This window comes from Comamonas sp. MYb396, from assembly GCF_037479555.1.
Lineage (GTDB): Bacteria > Pseudomonadota > Gammaproteobacteria > Burkholderiales > Burkholderiaceae_C > Comamonas.
Window position 1 is genome coordinate 175,428 of sequence record NZ_JBBGYU010000010.1, and the last position, 16,111, is coordinate 191,538.

The following is a 16,111-nucleotide window of genomic DNA, read 5'->3' on the forward strand; positions in this document are numbered from 1 at the left end:
ATCCTCAATGGTTTCGGGTGCAACGACTGCTAAGATTTGCCCGCCTCGCAGCCCAGCCATTGCCGCCGGGCAGCATCTGTAGACAATAACGAAAACACCTTCCTGGAGTCTCCCCCCATGTCGTTGAATGACCGTGTGCGCTGCAGCGCGCTGCACTCCCGCATCATGTCCGCAGCCGACGCGGCCGCCCTGATCCCTGCTGGCGCCAATGTAGGCATGAGCGGCTTCACCGGCGCAGGCTATCCCAAGGCCCTGCCCCAGGCCATCGCAGCCCATGCCAAGGCCGAGCATGCCGCCGGCCGGCCCTACAAGATCAATGTCTGGACGGGCGCCTCCACCGCTGCAGAATGCGACGGCGTGCTGGCCGAGGCCGCTGCCATCGGCCAGCGCCTGCCCTTCAACACCGACCCGATCGCGCGCAAGTCCATCAATGCCGGCGACATCGACTTCATCGACATGCACCTGTCCCACGTCGCCCAGCACGCCTGGTTCGGCTTTCTGGGCCACATGCATGTGGCGGTGGTTGAAGTGCTGGGCATCACCGCCGATGGCCTGCTGATCCCGTCGACCGCCGTGGGCAACAACAAGACCTGGCTGGAGATTGCCGACAAGGTGATCCTGGAGGTGAACACCAAGCCGCCCGCCAAGATGGAAGGCATGCACGACATCTACTACGGCACCGCCATCCCGCCGCGCCGCGTGCCCATCCGCATGACCCATGCCGATGACCGCATTGGCGAGGGCTACCTGAAGGTGGACCTGGACAAGGTCGTCGCCGTCGTCGAGACCCACAAAGGCGACCGCGACAATGTGTTTGCTGCGCCGGACGCCAACTCCAACACCATTGCCGCCTCCATCATCGACTTTCTCTCGCACGAGATGAAGATGGGGCGCCTGCCCCAGGAGATGCTGCCCATCCAGTCGGGCGTGGGCAATGTGGCCAATGCGGTGCTGGCCGGCCTGCTCACCGGCCCTTTCGACAACCTGCTGGGCTTTACCGAAGTGCTGCAGGACGGCATGCTGGACCTGCTGCGCACGGGCAAGATGGCGCGCGCCTCGGCCACCTCCATCTCGCTGTCGGCGGCTGCCTACCGCGATTTCGAGGAGAACATCGACTTCTACCGCGAACGCATCATCCTGCGCCCGCAGGAGATCTCCAACCACCCCGAGCTGGTGCGCCGCCTGGGCGTGATCGCGATGAACTCGATGATCGAGGCCGACATCTACGGCAATATCAACTCCACCCATGTGATGGGCTCGAGCATGATGAACGGCATTGGCGGCAGTGGTGACTTTGCGCGCAACGGCTACCTGTCGTTCTTCGTCACGCCCTCGGTGGCCAAGAACGGCCATATCTCCTGCATCGTGCCCATGTGCTCGCATGTGGACCATACCGAGCACGACACGCAGATCATCGTTACCGAGCAGGGCCTGGCCGATCTGCGCGGTCTCTCGCCCCGGCAACGCGCCAAGCTCATCATCGAGCGCTGCGCGCACCCGGACTTCCGCCCCATGCTGCAGGACTATGTGGACCGCGCGATGCACCAGTCTGCCGGCCTGCACACGCCCCATATCCTGACCGAGGCGCTGTCCTGGCACCAGCGCTACCTGGATACCGGATCGATGAAAACCGCCTGATTCCGGACCCTGACCCCGTTTCCATGCCCCGCCAGCCCTCGCTGCGCGGGGCTTTTTGCATCTGTCTCCGACGCAATAGCGGCAGCGGGCGCTGCGGCGCACAATAGCGGCGATCCATGGAATATGCTATGGAAAATACCGCAGCAGCCGTTGATAAAGCTGAACATACAGCTATCAAAAGCGAAGCACCTTAGCCACCCGTCCTACCCATAACAGCATCGGAGACCAAATATGGACACCCTGGAACAGCGCACCATCTCCAAGATCAGCTGGCGGCTCTTGCCGCTGCTCATGGTCTGCTACTTCATCGCCTACCTCGACCGCGTCAATATCGGCTTTGCCGGGGCCAGCATGTCCAAGGACCTGGGGTTCTCGGCAGCGGTCTTTGGCAGCGCGGCCGGTATCTTCTTTCTGTCGTACTTTCTCTGTGAAGTGCCCAGCAACCTGGCACTGGAAAAGTTTGGCGCGCGCAAATGGATTGCCCGCATCATGTTCAGCTGGGGCGTGCTCTCGGCTGGCCAGGCCTGGGTGGACAGCGCCACCAGCTTCAATGTGGTGCGCTTTCTGCTGGGGATTGCCGAGGCGGGCTTTTTCCCCGGCGTGATCTTCTACATCACGCTGTGGTTCCCGGCCGCCTACCGGGCGCGCATCGTTGGCTGGTTCATGTTCGCCATTCCGATCTCCACGGTGATCGGCGCGCCCATCTCCGGCTTTATCCTTGATATGGACGGTATGGGCGGCATGCACGGCTGGCAGTGGCTGTTCATCCTGGAAGCGCTGCCCGCGATCTTCCTGACCTTTGTCGTGCTGTTCTACCTGCCCGATGGCCCGCAGGATGCCAAGTGGCTGAGCGACGAGGAACGTGCCTGGCTGGCCCAGACCCTGACGGCCGAGCGCCAGAATCGTGAATCCATCCACAAGATCTCCTGGAAGCAGACCCTGCTCAACCCCAAGGTGATCGCGCTGGGCTTTGTCTACATGGGCATCACCGTGCCGCTCTACGGCCTGGGCTTTTTCCTGCCGCAGATCATCAAGGGCTTTGGTGGCCTGTCCAATGTGCAGGTGGGCTTTATCAACGCCTTCCCCTACCTGGTCGGCGCCATCGCGATGATCTTCTGGACGCGCGGCTCCGACCGCATGAAGGAGCGCAAATGGTTTGTGCTGATTCCGCTGGCCTGCATCGTGGCCGGCCTGCTGATCGCCGCCAACACCGCCGCACCGGTGCCCAAGATGGCGGCGGTGACCCTGGCTGCCTTTGGCATCTTCAGCGCGCTGCCCACCTTCTGGACCCTGCCCACCGCCTTTTTGAGCGGTACCGCCGCCGCGGCGGGCATCGCCTGGATCAACTCCATCGGCAACCTGGGCGGCTACATCGGCCCCACGATCTTTGGCACGCTCAAGGACAAGATGGGCAACGATGTCTACGCCGTCATGTTCCTGGCATCGCTGGCCGTCGTCGCGTTTGCACTGGTGTTCTTCATGCGCCATGACACCCGCGCCGAAGGCTTTGATGTGAAGGCCCAGGCCCACTGAAGAACGGCCTATCCCTCCCCCCCAAAAAACAATGCGCCCTCGGGCGCATTGTTGTTGCTGCGGTGGATTCTTAAATCTGGAAATCCACGGTGGCGGCCTGCCCGGCCGATGGCCGCAGGCGCGTGCTGTCCTCCTCCCCCGCGCCGCCGCCCTTGCCATGCAAGGCAATGTCTGCGCTGTTCAGCGCGCGGGCGCAGCTGGCGGCAAACAGCAGGATGGCCGACGAGAAATAGATCCACATCAGCAGCACCACCAGCGAGCCGGCCGCGCCATAGGCCGAGACCACGGCAGCGGTGGACAGATACCAGGCCAGCACCTGCTTGCCGATGGTGAAGAGGAAGGCGCCAATGGCCGCGCCGGCAATCAGAAAACGCAGCCGGGGCTTGGTGCCGGTGCCGATGCGCATCATGCCGACAAACAGGGTGACGGTGATCAGGAAGGACACCGTCTCGTTGATGACGCCCAGCAGCATGCCGGGGGCTTCGACATGCAGCACGGCACCCGCCCAGCGCGTGGTCATGCTCAGCATCGTCGTGAGGACCAGCGATATCAGCATCAAAAAGCCCAGCACCAGGATATAGCCCAGGCCCCGCACGCGCTGCACCAGCGAGTACCACCAGGGCGTGCCGCTCTTGTCGACCTTCTCGCCATGGTTCCACAGGCGCTCAAGCGAGGTCTGCAGTTCCACAAACACCCCGGTCGCGCCCGACAGCAGCATCACAAAACCAATCGCCGAAGCGATCAGGCCCTGCGACTTGGTCTGCGCGCTCGACAGCGCGCCGCGCACCACATCGGCCACTTGCGAGCCCATGATGTCTTCGACCTGGTGGATCAGGTTGCTCTCGATGTAGGAGCGATCGAGCCACCAGCCCAGCACCCCCACCAAGAGCAGCAGCAGCGGCGCCAGGCTCAGCATGCCGTAGAACGACATGGCCGCGCTCATGCGCAGACCATCGGCCGCCAGCCATTGCTCGGCCGCATGGTAGAAGGGGCGGAAAGGATTGAGCTTGCGTTGCACCCGCTGGGCGAGCGTCGAGTCTTGTGTCACCATCGCCCGATTCTGGCATTGAAGGACGGCCCGCCGGTGTCAGCCATCGGCCATAGCTGGCACCAGGTGCCAATTCCTGACAATCTGCGATCCGCCCGGGCACCCTCAGCGCAGATGGTGCACCGGCTGCAGGCCATAGACCGGGGTCGCCAGCCCTTCCTGCCGCGCCTTGAGCTGCAGCGCCAGGTACAGCGAATAGTGGCGCGACTGGTGCAGGTTGCCGCCGTGGAACCACAGCTGCGGCTGCTGGGTGGGCTTCCACATATTGCGCTGCTCGCCCTCCCAGGGGCCCGGGTCCTTGGTCGTGTCCGATCCCAGGCCCCAGACCTTGCCCACCTTGTCGGCCACCTCCTGGCTGATGAGCTCGGCCACCCAGCCATTCATCGAGCCATAGCCCGTGGCATAGACCACCAGGTCGGCGGGCAGCTCGGTGCCATCGCTCAGCACCACGGCATTCTCGGTCAGGTGGCTGATGCCCTTGTTCTCGCCCGCCTGCAACTTGATGCTGCCGTCGATCACCAGGTCGCAGGCGCCCACATCGATGTAGTAGCCCGAGGCGCGGCGCAGGTACTTCATAAAGAGGCCCGAATCGTCATCGCCAAAGTCCAGCATGAAGCCTGCCGCTTCGAGCTGGCAGTAGAACTCGGCATCGCGCTCGCGGATGCGGTCATACAGCGGCACCTGGAAGTCGGCCATGATGCGGTAGGGCAGCGAGGCAAAGACCAGGTCTGCCTTTTTCGTGGTCATGCCGCTGGCCACCGCGCGCTCCGAGTACAGATCGCCCAGGCCAATGTCCATCAGTGAATCGGAGCGCACGATATGCGTGGACGAGCGCTGCACCATGGTCACATCGGCGCCATGCTCCCAGAGCGCTGCGCAGATGTCGTGGGCCGAGTTGTTGGCGCCGATCACCACCACCTTCTTGCCGGCATAGGCCTCGGGCCCGGAATGCTGCGACGAGTGCTGCTGCTCGCCCCGAAAGCGCTCCAGGCCTTCGATGCGGGGGATGTTGGCCTTGCCCGACATGCCCGTGGCAAACACCAGCTGTTGGGGGCGCAGCACCATCTGGCGGCCCTCGCGCTCCACCGTCACTTCCCACTCCTGGGCGGCGTCGTCATAGCGCGCGCCCAAGCACTGGGTCGATGACCAGTAGTTCACCTCCATCACCCGGGTGTACATCTCCAGCCAGTCGCCAATCTTGTCCTTGGGCGCAAACACCGGCCAGTGCTCGGGAAAGGGGATGTAGGGCAGGTGGTCGTACCAGACCGGGTCGTGCAGGCACAGCGATTTGTAGCGGTTGCGCCATTGGTCGCCCGGGCGCGGCTGCCGGTCGATAACGATGTGCGACACGCCCAGCTGGCGCAGCCGCGCGCCCAGCGCAATACCGCCCTGGCCGCCGCCAATCACCAGCACATAGGGCTGGCGGCTCTCGCCCAGGGTCTCGGCCTCTTCCTGCTGGCGGTCCAGCCAGGTCTTGCGGCCCCGGCGTATGCCGTGCTCGGCCCCCATCGGCCGGCGCACACCTTGCGCCTCTTCAAAGCCCTTGAGCTCCTGGATCGTGGTCAGCAAGGTCCAGATGCGCCCATCGCGGATGCGCAGATGGCCCAGGCCCCGCGCATGGCGCGCATCCACCACCAGCCAGGCGCTCAGCATGCCATCGGCCTCGGTCACTTCCTCCTTCGGATCGAGCTGCAGCACCAGGGGCGCGGCGGCATCGAGCTGCGCGGCCAGCATGTCGGCCACCTGCGCCGGGCCTTCGCAGGTCTTGAGGTTCCAGGTCAGCAGCACCAGGTCACGCCAGAAGCAGTCCTGGGCAAACAGCTGGCTGGCCGCCGAAAAATCGCGGGCGGCCAGCGCCTGGTTGAGCGGGTCCAGCAGGGCCTGGGCGCGGGCGGCGGGTGTGCCTGCAGCCGTGGGTGTGGCCATCGGGGTGGCAGTAGCGGTGGTCATGGCTTGTCTCCTTTTTTGGGGATAGCGCAGCGGCTGAGCGGCCGCAGCTGGGCTGTTTTTGCAAGCCCCATGCCAAGCGCCCATGCTGCACTGCAACCTCCTTGCACCAGGCGCGCGCGTTGCGGGTTTGCCAGCAGCGGGCTGGCAGCGGCACTGCCGCAGCCGATGCAACACCTGTTGCATGCGCCCTTTTGCACTGCAGCATCTGTTGCGGGTTAGCCTGATTGGCAGCACCTGCGGGCGGGCACAGAATCAGCCCGGTGATTGCAGGAGACCCGCCATGCCCATCCACAGCTATACCGCCCATGTCCAGGAGCTCGAAGCCTTTGGCATGGGCTACCCGCTGCAGGGGGAGGCGCGCGACCGGGCCGTGCTGGGCAGCTGGCGCCGCTGCATCGACCAGCACCGGCTGGACCCGAGCCGCACCAGCGAGGCCCATATCGTGCCCGCCGGTCAGCTGCGCGCCCACCGCGAAGAGTCCGAGCCGCTGATCCGCATTGCCCGCAGCGGGCTCGAGCGCCTCTACCAGCAGCTCAAGGGGCTGGACTATGTATTGCTGCTGGCCGACCGCCATGGCGTGGCGGTGGATTTTCTGGGCCATGACAGCCACGCCAGCGACCTGCGCAGCGCCGGCCTCTACCTGGGCGCGCAGTGGCGCGAGGATGTCGCCGGCACCTCGGCCGTCGGCACCTGCCTGGCGACGGGCGAGGCGCTGACGGTGCACCAGAGCGACCATTTCGACTTCACCCACACGCGCCTGTCGTGCACCGCCGCGCCCATCTACGACCTGCAGGGCCAGCTGGCGGCCGTGCTGGATCTGTCCCTGCTGCGCTCGCCCGCCGCCCGCGCCAGCCAGCAGATGGCGCTGCACCTGGTCACCGCCGCCGTGCGCCGGGTGGAACTGGCCAACCTGATGGCCCAGTCGGGCAGCGACTGGGTGCTGCGCCTGGCGCAGTCACCGGATTTTCTGGATGTCGATGCCGATGCGGCCCTCAGCATCGATGCGCGCGGCCGCATCCGCGCCATGACCCATGCCGCCAGCCGCATGCTGGCCGCCATTGCCGGGCTGAACTGGCGCCAGCACCCGCTGCTGACCGGCCAGCCCCTGGGCCGTTTTTTTGACACCGACCTGCAGGCCCTGCCGCAGCTGATGCGCAACCGCCCGGCGCAAGAGCGCATCCTGCGCGCACGCGACGGCAGCATCTGGTTTGCCCATGCGCTGCCGCCCCAGCCGCGCAGCAGCGCGCAGCCCATCCCGCGCCCCACATTGCCAGCGCCGCTGCAGGCGCTGAACACCGGCGATGCCGCCATGGGCCGGGTGCTGCACAAGGCCGCGCGGCTGGCGCCGCAGGACCTGCCGGTGCTGCTGCAGGGAGAGACCGGCAGCGGCAAGGAGTTTCTGGCCCGCGCGCTGCATGCGGCCAGCGGCCGCAGCGGTGCCTTTGTCGCCATCAACTGCGCCGCCATCCCCGAGGCGCTGCTCGAGAGCGAGCTGTTTGGCTACCTGCCCGGCACCTGGACGGGAGGCGCGCACAAAGGCCGCACCGGGCTGATTGAGGCCGCGCACCAGGGCAGCCTCTTTCTCGACGAAATCGGCGACATGCCGCTGGCCCTACAGGCCAAGCTGCTGCGCGTGCTGTCCGAGTCGGAGATCACACCCTTGGGCGCGCGTGCGCCGCGCAAGGTCGATATCCGGGTCATCTCGGCATCGCACCGGCCACTGGCCGAGCTGGCCCGCAGCGGCCAGTTCCGCGCCGACCTGCTCTACCGCCTGAACGCCGCCGAGCTGCCGCTGCCCGCCTTGCGCGAGCGCAGCGATCTGCCGGCCCTGGCCGAGCACATGCTCACCGCCATGGGCTGCAGCCTGCGCCTGAGCGAGGCCGCGCAAGCCGCCCTGCGCGCCCACCCCTGGCCCGGCAATCTGCGCGAGCTGCACAATGCGCTGCGCTATGCCGCCGCGCTGGCCGAGCAGCAGATCGACCTGGAGCACCTGCCCGATGCGCTGCAGCGCAGCCCCGCCGTGGCGCAGGGGCCGGACGCGGGCAGCGATGCAGCGGATGGCCCTGCGTTGGGTAGCGCCACGCTGGAGCAAGTTCTGGCCCAGTGCCAAGGCAATGTCTCCGAAGCCGCGCGCCTGTTGGGCGTCAACCGCTCTACCATCCACCGCCGCATCCAGCGCCAGCAGCTCAGCCGGGTGTTTGCCAGGCAGGACGGAGAGCGGCCTTAGGCCCTTGTTCACAGCCTCATCGCGCCCCGCACGCAACACGCAAGAGCCCCGCTACAGCAACGGCCTGCGCCGCCTCGGTTAGGCTGGTGCCACCACCCCCTTGCCGCATTGCCTGCCCATGCCCCGATACCGCTTTAATGTCTTTGGCCGCATCCTTGATCTGGAACCCGTCAGCACCGGCTGGCGCTGCTATGCCGTCGGGCAGGACGGCAAGCGCGCACCCGTGCAATTGGCCGTCCCCGCCGATCTGCCCGCCAGCGAGCTGGCCCAGTACCTCTACGACATCTACCATGAGATGGCGACAGGCAGCAGGGGCGATGTGACGGAGATGGGGGTGACGGGTGCGGGGGATGCATCCAGGAACGCAGGCACTCCCTGAATGGGTTTGTCCGCAGCCACCGGGAATAGGGCTGGCATTCTGGTTGGCATTCGGGCGGTGCCCGAAGGGATAGCCTGCCACCCCACACCATCACGGCGCTTGCCTGGACAGCTGCGCAGCAGCTTCAGCACCGGCGGCGGTGCCGCTGCAGTGAGGCGCGAGCTGCCCACCCTGAAAGCCTCAGGCCAAGGCCTGGCGAGCGAGATGCGCCACGGCCAACTCGTGCCTGGCCTGGCTGCGCAATCCATCCTCTAAAAACCAGGCAGCGGATAAAGCGGCGTGGGCCATCACCCATCGGAGCAGGCGCTGGCGCTCCAGTCCCGCCACATCGACAATGACCGCCAACTGGCGCGCAAAGCGCAGCGGGTCGGTGCAGCTTGGCAGCTCCGGGTTGCACAGCACATTCACATAGTCGTAATAGCGTTCACCGCTGACGCGCTTGGGATCTATCGCTAGCCATCCGCGCTGCCCGAAATCAAGAATATTGCGGTGGTGCGCATCGCCATGCAAAACGACCTGCTCCCGCTGATCTAGCAAGAGCTCCTGGGCGACCATGGCGCAGTCGGCCATCAGCCCCCCTTCCCGCTGCGCCATCGGCGCCAGCGACCTGAAAAAATCCGCCAGCGGCAGCAGATGTTCCGGGGGGTCTGGTGCGCGGTGGGAATGCAGCTGGGCCAGGGTGTGGCAGATGCAGGCCGTCGCAGCATCATCCTCGCCTGCCAAGGCCATGCGCAGCAAATCCTGGGAGCCCATGGCACGCTCCATCAGCAGCGCGCCTGACGCTGGATCACAGGCATAGACCCGCGCCGCGCCATGGCCACCCCACCATTGCAGCACCTGGCCGCCGATGCGTTCGTCAGCATCTCGCGCCACCTTGATCATCGCCGGCAGGCCTGCTTGTGACCCGCTCAGGCTGACCGGCAGAAGATCACTGGTCGCCGTGACCAGAGGCTTGCCAGCAGCGCTTGCACCCCAGCGCTGGAGATAGATATTGAAGGGTTCGAGGTCGGAGGACATGCACCGCATTGTCGTAGACATGCATGTGCCCACCTGGAAATCCTGACGCGCCACCCTGGCCGGCCGCTGATGGCTGCTGCGCACATCAAAAGCAAGACGGCGCCCATTCGGGTGCCCGGGCTTTTCAGCTGCAGCGAGGAAAACACCGCATTTGGCTGACAGACACTGCCATCGTCTGGTGCTGCAATGGTTGCCGACTCATCCAATTCAGCGGCCCAGAGACTCGATGGTTTAGCGACTGCTCCAATGGGTAGAAGTCTTCCGTTCAACCTTGGGCCCGATGGCCTGAAAGTGGAAGCAATGACGCAATCGCATGGCAAACCCATCGCTAGAAACATAACGGTAGCGATCCTGGTCCTGGTGACCTTGTTTCTGGTGGCGGGCGGGGGGTGGCTGATCGCACTGGGGGGCTCGGCCTACTACCTGGTGGCAGGCCTGGTGATGATCGTCATCACCTGGTGGTATGCGCGCGATCGCGTAGCTAGCCTGTGGCTCTATGCCGTGCTGCTGCTTGCCACCATCGCATGGGGCATCTGGGAGTCGGGGACCGATTTCTGGGCGCTGACGCCGCGACTGGATATCTGGTTTGTGCTGGGCCTGTGGCTGCTGCTGCCCTGGGCGAGCCGGCGGCTGGGCCAAAGCGCGGGCGCCAAATCGCTGCTGTCTCTGGGTCTTGTGGCAGTGCTTGCGGTGCTGGGCCTCAGCTGGTTCAACGATCCGCAAGAAGTCAATGGCAGCCTGGCGCGCGCGCCATCGGCGCAGAAAACGCCGGTGGCCGGCGTGGCCGATGCCGACTGGCCGGCCTATGGCCGCACCCAGGCCGGTGTGCGCTACTCGCCGCTGGCGCAGATCAACGATGGCAATGTGAGCAAGCTCCAGCTGGCCTGGAAGTACCAGACCGGCGACTTCAAGGGCGATGACGACTCGGGCGAAACCACGGCGGAGCTGACCCCTATCAAGGTGGGCAACCGCATGTTCATCTGCACGACCCACCAGTTCCTCGATGCGCTCGACCCCGCAACCGGCAAGCGCCTCTGGCGTTTTGATCCGCAGCTCAAAGCCGACCGCACCTTCCAGCATCTGACCTGCCGAGGCGTGTCCTACTACGACAGCGCCAACGTCGAGGGCAATAGTGCCAGCGTGCAAAAGAACCTGACCCAGGCCTCTGCCGAATGCCCCCGCAAAGTGATTCTGCCGGTGAACGACGGGCGCCTGTTCGCGGTGAACCCGGACACTGGCAAGCCTTGCAGCGACTTTGGCAACCAGGGCCAAGTGGACCTGCAGGCCAATATGCCGTTTCCCTACCGTGGCGGCTACAACCCCACCTCGCCCCCGGTGGTGACGGGCTCGACGATCGTGATTGGCGGCTCGATCACCGACAACCTGTCCAACGCAGAGCCCTCGGGCGTGATCCGCGGCTATGACGTCAACACCGGTGCGCTGCGCTGGGTGTTTGACACCGGCGCCGAGGACCCGAACCAGATGCCGGGCGAGAAAGGCGAGTTTGTGCACAACTCCCCCAACGCCTGGGCGCCACTGGCCTATGACGCCAAGACCGACATCGTCTACGTGCCGACCGGCGTGGGAACGCCCGATATCTGGGGCGGCGACCGCACCGCGTTGAAAGAGCGCTATGCCAATTCGATGCTGGCCCTGGATGCCAGCACCGGCAAGCTGGTCTGGAACTTCCAGACCACCCACCACGACCTCTGGGACATGGATGTGCCCTCGCAGCCCTCGCTGGTCGACCTCAAGCGCCCCGATGGCACAACGGTGCCCGCCATCTATGTACTCACCAAGACCGGGCAGCTGTTCGTGCTCAACCGGCTGAACGGCGAAGCCATCCTGCCGGTGACCGAAAAACCGGTGCCGCAAAGCGTCAAGCACGGCCCGCAAACCAAGGGCGAGCATTATTCGCCAACACAGCCCTTCTCGCCGTTGAACATGGGCCCGCACGAGAACCTGACCGACAAGAACATGTGGGGCGCCACTATGTTCGACCAGCTGATGTGCCGGGTGATCTTCCACCGCCTGAACTACGAGGGCATCTACACGCCACCGTCTGAAAACGGCACCTTGGTGTTTCCAGGCAACCTCGGGATCTTTGAATGGGGCGGCATGTCGGTGGACAGTGATCGCCAGGTGGCCTTCATGAACCCGCTGGGCCTGCCCTTTGTCTCGCGCCTGATCCCTGCAGACCCGAACCGCCCACGCACCGAAAAAGGCGCCGGCACCGAGCAAGGCGTGCAGCCCATGTACGGCACGCCGTATGGGGTGGAGCTCAATGCCTTCCTGTCACCGCTGGGCCTGCCCTGCAAGGAACCCGCATGGATGACCGTCGCGGGTGTGGATCTCGCCACCCATGACGTCGTGTGGAGAAAGCGCGTGGGCACCATCCGCGACAGCCTCCCCAAGCTGATGCAGCTGCCGCCCATCAAGGCCGGTGTGCCCGGCCTGGGCGGCCTGATCTCCACCGGCGGCAATCTGATGTTCATCGGTGCAACGCAGGACAACTACCTGCGCGCCTTCAACGCCAGCAATGGCGATCTGCTCTGGCAGACACGCCTGCCAGCGGGCGGCCAGGCCACCCCCATGACCTACGACATCGGCGGCAAGCAGTATGTGGTCATCATGGCTGGCGGGCATGGCTCGTTCGGCACCAAGATGGGCGACTCGCTGATGGCCTATGCGCTGCCGGATTGATGGGCAGACGGATGGGGAGCCGTCGCCAAAAGCAGCGCTCCCCAACGCATAAAAAAGGGCCGCGCAACCCATGGCTGCGCGGCCCTTTGCATTGGTAAAAATGCCGCTTAGTCGATCCGTGCAATCACGGCACCGGCCGCCTGGTAGCTGCCTGCGTCCACCTTCAGGCTGATGCGGCCAGCGCGGGGGGCGTTGATCTGCATTTCCATCTTCATGGCTTCCATCACGGCGATCAGCTCGCCCTCTTGCACGCTGGCGCCGTCAGCGACCTTCCAGGTCGTGAGGGTGCCGGCGGAGGCGGCGGTGACGGCCTTCTCGTCCACGGCGGCTTCCACAGGCGCTGGTGCAGCGCCAGGGGCCGACAGGCCCGACAGCAGGGAGGCGGGCAGGCCCAGCATCACGCGGCGGCCGTCGAGCTCGATGGCGACGCGCTGCAGGCCAGCGGTGGCAGCGGGCTGGGGACGGGTTTCGGGCTGGGCATCCCACTGGGGCATCAGCTCGGTTTCGATCCAGCGGGTGTGCACGCCAAAGTGCTCGCCGTTGATGAAGTCGGCATGCGCCATCACCGCTTCGTGGAACGGCAGCACGGTGGGCACGCCTTCGATCTTGAACTCCTTGAGCGCGCGGCGTGCGCGTTGCACGGCCACTTCGCGGCTGGGGCCCCAGACGATCAGCTTGGCCAGCATGGAATCGAACTGGCCCGCCACTTGCGAGCCGGATTCCACACCGCTGTCCACACGCACGCCGGGGCCCGATGGGGCCTCGAAGCGGGTCACCAGACCAGGGGCGGGCAGGAAGCCACGGCCCACGTCTTCGGCATTGATGCGGAACTCAAAAGCATGGCCGTGGGGTGCGGGCACTGCCGTATCGGCCAGCACTTCGCCTTCGGCCACGCGGAACTGCAGGCGCACCAGGTCGGTACCGGTGGTCTCTTCGGTCACCGGGTGCTCCACCTGCAAGCGGGTGTTGACCTCCAGGAACGAGATCGCGCCGCCTTGGCTCAGCAGGTATTCCACCGTGCCGGCGCCCACGTAGCCCGCGGCCTGGCAGATCTCGCGGGCCGATTGGTGGATGCGCTCGCGCTGCGCGTCGGTGAGGAATGGCGCTGGTGCTTCTTCGACCAGCTTCTGGTTGCGGCGCTGCAAGGAGCAATCGCGCGTGCCCAGCACCCGCACATTGCCGTGCTGGTCGGCCATCACCTGGGCTTCGATGTGGCGGGGCTTGTCCAGGAACTGCTCGACAAAGCACTCGCCACGGCCAAAGGCCGTGACCGCCTCGCGCACCGCCGCGCCATACAGCTCGTCGATGTCCTCGGCCTTCCAGATCACCTTGATGCCACGGCCACCACCGCCGAACGCGGCCTTGACCGCAATCGGCAGACCATGGTCACGCGCAAAGGCATGCACTTCGGAGACGTCCTTGACCGGCTCGGGCGTGCCCGCCACCAGCGGGGCACCGACGCTCAGCGCCAGCTTGCGCGCCTGCACCTTGTCGCCCAGCTGCTCAATGGCCGAAGGTGGTGGTCCCACCCAGGTGAGACCGGCACCGATCACCGCGCGGGCAAAGGCGGCGTTTTCGGACAGAAAACCATAGCCCGGGTGCACCGCATCTGCGCCGCTTTTTTGCGCCACTGCAATCAGCTTGGCGATGTCCAGATAGGTCTCTGCCGGGCGCTGGCCTTCGAGCGCATAGGCCTCATCGGCCATGCGCACATGCAGGGCGTCGATATCGGCATCGGCATACACCGCCACGCTCTTGAGGCCGTGGTCCGTGCAGGCACGAATAATGCGGACGGCGATCTCGCCACGGTTTGCAATCAATACTTTTTTCATGGCTGAGACTCCGAGCAACCAAACAACGACAGGGAAGCGAGATCGCCGCAGCCTGCTGCGCAGGCACTGCAATGTAGAGAAACCGCCGCTGCGCGTCGGTTTTCGCCACGGTTTGCAATCAACACTTGATTCATAGCTATATCCATTCAAGAACGGGGCGCGCAGGCCCTGTTCAACACTCAGCCCACCAGGTCCGCAAAGGGCGCCAGGGGGCGGAATTGCAACCAGCCACCGACGGGCACTTGCGCGGCCAGGTCCAGGTGGTAGGAGGCAATGCAGGCGATGACCGGGTAACCACCGGTCAAGGGGTGGTCGGCCAGAAACAGCACGGGCTGGCCGCTGGCGGGCACCTGGATGGCGCCCAGGGCCGTGCCCTCGCTAGGCAGCTCCTGGGTTTGGCTGCGCACCAGAGCCTCTGCACCGGCCAAGCGCAAGCCCACACGGTTGGATTGGGGGGTGACCTGCCAGCGCTGCGCAGCAAACAGGGCCACCGCCTCGGGGGTGAACCAGTCGGTACGCGGGCCCATGACGACATCGAGCACCACGGTCTCACCGGCCTTAGGCAGCGCAGGCGGGTTCTCATCAGCGGCTTCCACGGCTGCGGCATCGCGCGCATCGCCCACGGCCAGGGTCTGGCCGGTAGCCAATGCGGCGGGGCCAATGCGGGCCAAGGTGTCGGTGCTGGTGCTGCCCAGCACGGGCTCGACCAGCCAACCGCCGCGCACGGCCACATAGCTGCGCACACCGCTGTCGGGCTCGCCCAGCTGCAGCACATCGCCATCGTTCAAGGCAATGGCCGCATTGCGTGCGGCCTGCCAGGCAGCGCCACTGGCGCTGCGCACGGCCAGCGGGCCGGTGGCGCCGGTGACGGCCACCACGGTGGCGCCCAGGCTTTGCAATTGCAGGCCTGCGGCCACCGATTCGAGCACCGACAGGCGCGCAGCATTGCCCACCAGGCGGTTGGCACGGCGCATCGCGCCCTGGTCCAGCGCACCGGCGGCCGATACGCCCTGGCCGGCCTGGCCGGCACGGCCGGCATCCTGCACCAGGGTTTGCAGGCCGGTGGCACGCACGCGCATGCCGGCGCCGCTGTGCTCCGTCGCTGCCGGGGCCGGGGCCTGCACGGCAGACTGCTGCTGGAGCAAGGCCTGGCCCGCAGCGGTGCTGGCATCGACAAAGCGCACCAGCATGCCCGGCTGCAGCAGGGCGGGCGGGTTGCGCAGCAGGTCCCACATCGGCACATCGGTGCGGCCCAGCAGCTGCCAGCCGCCGGGGGTGTCATTGGGGTAGACGGCACTGAAGGTGCCGGCAATCGCCACCGAGCCCGCAGGCACCTTGGTGCGCGGCGTGCTGCGGCGCGGCACGTTCAGGCTCGGGTCGCCCCCGGTCAGATAGGCAAAGCCGGGCGCAAAGCCGCAAAAGGCCACGCTGTAGTCGCTGCCGCTGTGGCGGCGAATCAGCTCGGGCACATCAATGCCCAGGATCTGCGCCACATCGGCCAGGTCCTCGCCGTCGTAGTGCACCGCGATATCGACACGCTGGCCGGCGCTGCGCGCCTGGCGGCCCAGCTGCAGCGCAGCCATGTGGCGCTGCAGGTCGGCCGCGCTGGTCTGCCAGCGGTCAAAGGCGATCAGGATGGTGCGCGCAGCGGGCACCAGCTCCTGCACGCCAGCGGGTAGCTCGGCCTGCAAAGCAGCCAGCAGGTCCAGGGTGTGCTCCAGGTCCTGCAGCTCCACCAGCATGCTCTGGTCGCTCACCGGCAAAAAGCGCATCGTGCGTTCGTC

10 protein-coding genes are annotated in these 16,111 nt (G+C 65.9%); 5 read left to right on the top strand and 5 right to left on the bottom strand.

What is annotated here, in order from left to right:
• Positions 1–117 precede the first annotated feature (117 nt).
• Entirely contained in the window at positions 118–1,638 is a 1,521-nt protein-coding gene (locus WH265_RS21030) for an acetyl-CoA hydrolase/transferase family protein (protein ID WP_021027273.1), read from the top strand.
• Between the two features lie 231 nt (positions 1,639–1,869).
• Positions 1,870–3,171, top strand: a complete 1,302-nt coding sequence (locus WH265_RS21035) for an MFS transporter (RefSeq protein ID WP_339536678.1) — start codon at positions 1,870–1,872, stop codon at positions 3,169–3,171.
• A 70-nt stretch (positions 3,172–3,241) separates the two neighbouring features.
• On the opposite strand, the gene WH265_RS21040 is transcribed toward WH265_RS21035, so the two are convergent.
• Together WH265_RS21040 and WH265_RS21045 are read right to left on the bottom strand one after the other, a co-directional pair.
• Positions 3,242–4,222 carry a YihY/virulence factor BrkB family protein gene (locus tag WH265_RS21040; RefSeq protein ID WP_339536679.1) on the bottom strand — a complete coding sequence of 327 codons (981 nt, stop codon included), beginning with the start codon at positions 4,220–4,222 and terminating at the stop codon, positions 3,242–3,244.
• 102 nt (positions 4,223–4,324) lie between these two features.
• A complete protein-coding gene (locus WH265_RS21045; RefSeq protein WP_339559579.1) occupies positions 4,325–6,145 on the bottom strand; it encodes an NAD(P)/FAD-dependent oxidoreductase in 1,821 nt (606 codons plus the stop codon).
• Positions 6,146–6,449: 304 nt separating this feature from the next.
• On the opposite strand from WH265_RS21045, the gene WH265_RS21050 reads away from it, so the two are divergent.
• Positions 6,450–8,396: a sigma-54-dependent Fis family transcriptional regulator gene (locus WH265_RS21050; RefSeq protein WP_339559549.1), complete on the top strand. Its 1,947-nt coding sequence runs from the start codon at positions 6,450–6,452 to the stop codon at positions 8,394–8,396.
• Positions 8,397–8,514: 118 nt separating this feature from the next.
• Entirely contained in the window at positions 8,515–8,775 is a 261-nt protein-coding gene (locus WH265_RS21055; RefSeq protein WP_339536681.1) for a DUF7661 family protein, read from the top strand.
• A gap of 180 nt (positions 8,776–8,955) precedes the next feature.
• Here the strand turns inward: WH265_RS21055 and WH265_RS21060 are convergent, their stop codons facing one another.
• A complete protein-coding gene (locus tag WH265_RS21060; RefSeq protein ID WP_339559550.1) occupies positions 8,956–9,876 on the bottom strand; it encodes an aminoglycoside phosphotransferase family protein in 921 nt (306 codons plus the stop codon).
• Between the two features lie 216 nt (positions 9,877–10,092).
• On the opposite strand from WH265_RS21060, the gene WH265_RS21065 reads away from it, so the two are divergent.
• A complete protein-coding gene (locus WH265_RS21065) occupies positions 10,093–12,495 on the top strand; it encodes a glucose/quinate/shikimate family membrane-bound PQQ-dependent dehydrogenase (RefSeq protein ID WP_339559551.1) in 2,403 nt (800 codons plus the stop codon).
• Positions 12,496–12,602: 107 nt separating this feature from the next.
• Here the strand turns inward: WH265_RS21065 and WH265_RS21070 are convergent, their stop codons facing one another.
• Positions 12,603–14,327, bottom strand: a complete 1,725-nt coding sequence (locus WH265_RS21070) for an acetyl/propionyl/methylcrotonyl-CoA carboxylase subunit alpha (RefSeq protein ID WP_021025274.1) — start codon at positions 14,325–14,327, stop codon at positions 12,603–12,605.
• Between the two features lie 179 nt (positions 14,328–14,506).
• On the bottom strand, positions 14,507–16,099 hold the full coding sequence (locus WH265_RS21075; protein WP_339559580.1) for a 5-oxoprolinase subunit B/C family protein: 1,593 nt from the start codon (positions 16,097–16,099) through the stop codon (positions 14,507–14,509).
• Positions 16,100–16,111 lie beyond the last annotated feature (12 nt).

Coding starts and splice junctions, on each gene's coding strand:
- WH265_RS21075 (WP_339559580.1), bottom strand. CDS start 16,099: ATGCGCTTTTTGCCGGTGAGCGACCAGAGCATGCTGGTGGAGCTGCAG.
- WH265_RS21070 (WP_021025274.1), bottom strand. CDS start 14,327: ATGAAAAAAGTATTGATTGCAAACCGTGGCGAGATCGCCGTCCGCATT.
- WH265_RS21030 (WP_021027273.1), top strand. CDS start 118: ATGTCGTTGAATGACCGTGTGCGCTGCAGCGCGCTGCACTCCCGCATC.
- WH265_RS21045 (WP_339559579.1), bottom strand. CDS start 6,145: ATGGCCACACCCACGGCTGCAGGCACACCCGCCGCCCGCGCCCAGGCC.
- WH265_RS21050 (WP_339559549.1), top strand. CDS start 6,450: ATGCCCATCCACAGCTATACCGCCCATGTCCAGGAGCTCGAAGCCTTT.
- WH265_RS21035 (WP_339536678.1), top strand. CDS start 1,870: ATGGACACCCTGGAACAGCGCACCATCTCCAAGATCAGCTGGCGGCTC.
- WH265_RS21065 (WP_339559551.1), top strand. CDS start 10,093: ATGACGCAATCGCATGGCAAACCCATCGCTAGAAACATAACGGTAGCG.
- WH265_RS21040 (WP_339536679.1), bottom strand. CDS start 4,222: ATGGTGACACAAGACTCGACGCTCGCCCAGCGGGTGCAACGCAAGCTC.
- WH265_RS21055 (WP_339536681.1), top strand. CDS start 8,515: ATGCCCCGATACCGCTTTAATGTCTTTGGCCGCATCCTTGATCTGGAA.